The 4,314-nt window shown below is 45.0% G+C and carries 4 protein-coding genes; all 4 read right to left on the minus strand.

The features are described from left to right. Positions 1-126: 126 nt before the first annotated feature. Complete coding sequence (gene rodA / locus A3761_RS04340; protein ID WP_197469920.1) at positions 127-1,272, minus strand: rod shape-determining protein RodA; 1,146 nt, start codon at positions 1,270-1,272, stop codon at positions 127-129. A 28-nt stretch (positions 1,273-1,300) separates the two neighbouring features. Then, positions 1,301-3,193 (minus strand): penicillin-binding protein 2, encoded by a 1,893-nt coding sequence (gene mrdA / locus A3761_RS04345; protein WP_068553355.1) that lies wholly within the window; start codon positions 3,191-3,193, stop codon positions 1,301-1,303. 49 nt (positions 3,194-3,242) lie between these two features. Then, positions 3,243-3,713, minus strand: a complete 471-nt coding sequence (rlmH, locus tag A3761_RS04350) for a 23S rRNA (pseudouridine(1915)-N(3))-methyltransferase RlmH (protein WP_068507911.1) — start codon at positions 3,711-3,713, stop codon at positions 3,243-3,245. An 83-nt stretch (positions 3,714-3,796) separates the two neighbouring features. Further along, positions 3,797-4,150 carry a ribosome silencing factor gene (gene rsfS, locus A3761_RS04355; protein ID WP_068507913.1) on the minus strand — a complete coding sequence of 118 codons (354 nt, stop codon included), beginning with the start codon at positions 4,148-4,150 and terminating at the stop codon, positions 3,797-3,799. Positions 4,151-4,314 lie beyond the last annotated feature (164 nt).

Raw genomic sequence — 4,314 nt, forward strand, 5'->3', positions numbered from 1 at the left:
CTTTTTCGTGCTCAATATAGTTCGCATTTGCCGAAGAAACCGACAACAGCATCAGGCAAGCTGAGATTACAAAAAACAATTTATTTCCTGAACGCATACATAATCCTTTTATTGTTCGCAATTCGCTTAGCGCGACAGCATCTTTCTATGAGTATGAATTGACATCAGTACACCAAATGCCGCCATTAGAGTTACCGCAGAGGTGCCGCCATAACTTACCAACGGAAGTGGCACACCCACAACAGGTAAGATACCACTTACCATACCGATATTTACAAAAACATATACAAAAAATGTCATGACCAGACTGCCCGCCAATAGACGACCATATGAATCCTGAGCCTTAAGCGCTATGAACAGCCCCCTGAATATAATCAGTAAATATAGAAGCAACAACCCCAAGACGCCAACAAAACCAAACTCTTCTGCACAGACTGCAATAATAAAATCGGTATGACTTTCAGGTAAAAAATTCAGTTGAGACTGAGTACCTTCAAGCCACCCCTTCCCCCAGGTGCCGCCAGAGCCAATCGCCGTTTTCGATTGAATAATATTCCAACCTGAGCCTAGCGGATCACTTTCTGGGTCGAGAAAAGTTAGGACACGTTGTTTTTGGTAATCTCGCATCACAAACATCCACATAAGCGGCGCAAAAGATGCGAGTAAAACAGCAAAGCCCCCGACTAGCCTCCAGCTCAAACCCGCAAACATTAATACAAAAACACCCGAGGCGGCAATTAAGATTGAAGTCCCCAAATCCGGCTGCTTAACAATGAGCAATACCGGAATAAAAACGAGCACCAATGATCCCATGACAGCCTTAAAGCTTGGAGGTAAATAACGCGCAGCCAAAAACCATGCAACCATCATCGGCACCACCAACTTCATAAACTCAGAGGGCTGAAAACGCGGTAAACCTGGTAGCTGTAACCATCGCTGTGCACCTTTAGCACCCGTTCCAAAGAAAATAACCCCTATCAACGCTGCGACACCAATAACATATAGCCATGGAGACCAACGCCGGTAGACATTGGGATCTAGCTGAGCAAAAACAAACATCACAACAAATGCAATACCGAAGCGTGTCGCCTGTTTTTCGACATACACCATATCTTGACCACCTGCGCTATATAAAATAGCCAGACCAACGGCACACAACAATAGAAGCAAGCCCAACATGATCGGGTCTAGGTGCAAGCGAAACAGAAGACCACCACTATTGCGCAAGTGACTTTCTGCCCCGGGCATCTGCCTTAGAAACTCTCTACTCATTTGATTCGCGACTCAAATATCAAAACGACTATTCCTTTGGAGTATCTGGATTAGAGGAAGCTATATGCCCGAGAGAAATCAACCACTCATCAAACATGGCCCTAGCAACTGGCGCAGCAGCACTACTTCCTCCTCCCCCATTTTCAACAATCACCGCCACGGCAATTTGGGGCTCATCCAACGGCGCAAAACCAACAAATAAAGCGTGATCTCGATGTCTCTCGATCAAGGCTTCAGCATCATATTTTTCGCCCTGAGCAATACCTACTACCTGAGCTGTTCCGGTTTTTCCCGCCATTTTATAACTAGCATTGCGACCACTACCGCGAGCCGTCCCATGACGGCCATGCATCACATCAGCCATCGACTCAATAATATAATCAAGGTCTTCCGGCCTGCTAAGATCAAGGTCAGGCATTTCAACCTCACGACGGCGAGCAGAATATTCGCTTTCTCCCTTTCTTAGGGAAATCGACCTCAATAGAGTTGGTGCAACCCAGCGTCCCCGGTTTGCCAAAAATGCTGTAGCCGTTGCCAACTGCAATGGCGTTGCAAGCATAAAACCTTGACCAATCCCTAGGTTCAGTGAGTCACCTGGATACCAAGAGCGACCTTTTAGGGCCTTCTTCCACTCACGAGTTGGTAAAATCCCGGATCTTGCTTCAGAAATATCCAAAGCAGTATTACTCCCAAAACCGAAATAGCCTAAATACTTAGACATCTGATCAACACCCATTTTAAACGCGAGATCGTAAAAATAGGTATCGCATGACTGAGCAATAGCAGATCTTAAATTTATACGCCCATGCCCTTCCCGCTTCCAGTCGCGATATATCCGCTCATCATTTTGTAATTGATAACGTCCCTCATCCCAAATGCTAAACTCTCGCGTGGTCGTATTGGTATCAAGACCGCCTAAACCGACCATAGGCTTAATCGTAGAGCCAGGTGGATACTGCCCTTTTAATGCCCTGTTAAATAAAGGAAGATCCAAAGAATCTCTTAGCTCGCCATAAGACTTGTAATCAATCCCCGTAACAAAAGCATTTGGATCAAAGCTCGGCGTACTAACCATTGCCAGTATGCCGCCGGTTTCAGGCTCTATTGCGACCACGGCTCCCCTATTTGAGCCAAGTAGCTCCACTGCCCGGTTTTGCAGCTGTGCATCCATATGTAGAGTAAGATTTCTACCTGGCACCGGATCACTTCTATCCAACACCCGCAAAACCCTGTTACTGGCGTTTGTTTCTACGGTTTGAAAGCCAACCTGACCATGCAATTCTGACTCATAAAATTTTTCAACTCCAAGCTTGCCGATATAGTTAGTCGCCGAGTAGTTTTGCTCATCGACCTTTTTTAGCTCTTTTTCATTTATTCTTCCGACATAACCGATCGAATGCGCAGTATCTTTCGCCATCGGGTAGTGTCTAGCGAGCTCGGCAAGTACCTTCACTCCCTTCAGTTCATGCCTGCGCACCTCGAGCATCGCAATTTCTTTCTCGGTCAACTTACTTTTTAGAATAACAGGGTGAAATGGTCTTCTGGCCCGTTTTAAACGTTTTTTAAAGCGCCTCACATGATCATCAGAAATTGATATGACTTGGGCAATCGAAGCAATACTTTCATCAATGGAGGCGCTGTCTTCTGGTGTAATCGCGACACTGAAAATTGGCCGATTGTCAGCTAGCAAAATACCGTTTCGGTCATAAATCAAACCACGGTTTGGTGCAATCGATTGCAACTGCATGCGATTCTTATCGGATAAAGTTTGAAAATGCGTATGATTAGTAATCTGCAGGTAGTACATGCGGAAGATCAATCCGCCCGTCAAACTCAAGACAAAGATTGACGCCACAATCGTGCGAAAAGCATAAATTCGCTTCTCTCGATTCGAGTCCTTAAGGCGACGATCAGACTTCAAACCCAACTCCCCTGAAATAGATCGAATACACTGCAAACACTCTTTTTAATCATGAACGGTGATAAGGGTGATTCTGCGTAACCGTCCAAGCCCTATATAGCTGCTCAGCAAGCACAACACGAACAATGGGATGAGGTAATGTTAATGCAGAGAGAGACCACTGCTGATCAGCACGAGCTCGACATTCATTGCTTAAGCCGTCCGGCCCACCAATAAGAATAACTAGATTTTTGCCACTCATTTGCCAGTTTTCAAGGTTAGAGGCTAACTTCTCCGTACTCCAGTTAACACCTTTAACCTCAAGCGCAACAACATGATCCTGACTATTAATTTGAGCGAGTATAGCCGCACTCTCTTTTTGAATAGCGCGCTTGATATCGGCATTCTTACTACGATTCCCCAAGGGAATCTCGATAAACTCTAAAGGAAGGTCTTTAGGAAGGCGCTTAACATATTCGTTTGCGCCTTCCGTCACCCACTTCGGCATTTTAGTACCAACAGCAAGTATTTTTATTTTCATCGCTATCGCAATTCACAAACAGTGCAGAGATTGAATTATGCTTATTACATAAGCCAAAGGAAAAACTAAAGAAAAGGCTATAGTTAATGCTCAGTCATTGAGGCACTGGCATCCGGGCCATCACGCCAAAAGCCTTCCAGGTCATAAAATGTGCGTGAAGCGGGAAGCATCACATGAACGACAACCTCGCCCAGATCAACCAAAACCCAGTCACTGCCATCAGCACCTTCAATACCTAAAGGCCGTCCGCCTTTATCTTTTACTTCGGAAACCAAATTTTCTGCAAGAGACTTAACGTGTCTGCTCGAAGTCCCTGAAGCGATCACCATATAGTCTGTGACGCTAGTTTTATCTTTAACATCCAGCACACAGATATTATCAGCTTTAAGATCCTCTAAAGCCTCGACCACTACAGTTTTCAATTCTTCAGTTTGCATACGTTCTTTGTGTTCCCCATTTGGTTAATTTTGCCTGCTCTGAAACAGCGTTTCAAAACAGCAACTCACTCTCGATAAAGCGCATTATCACAGATATAGTCTTCAACCGCACCTATCACAAGGTAACGAATGCTTTTATTTTTCCTGACCGCTTCACGAATGGC

Source organism: Oleiphilus sp. HI0123 (genome assembly GCF_001635315.1).

What these genes read in the sequence shown, in the direction of transcription:
- rodA (WP_197469920.1), bottom strand. Translation starts at nt 1,272, where the DNA reads ATGAGTAGAGAGTTTCTAAGGCAGATGCCCGGGGCAGAAAGTCACTTG.
- rlmH (WP_068507911.1), bottom strand. Translation starts at nt 3,713, where the DNA reads ATGAAAATAAAAATACTTGCTGTTGGTACTAAAATGCCGAAGTGGGTG.
- rsfS (WP_068507913.1), bottom strand. Translation starts at nt 4,150, where the DNA reads ATGCAAACTGAAGAATTGAAAACTGTAGTGGTCGAGGCTTTAGAGGAT.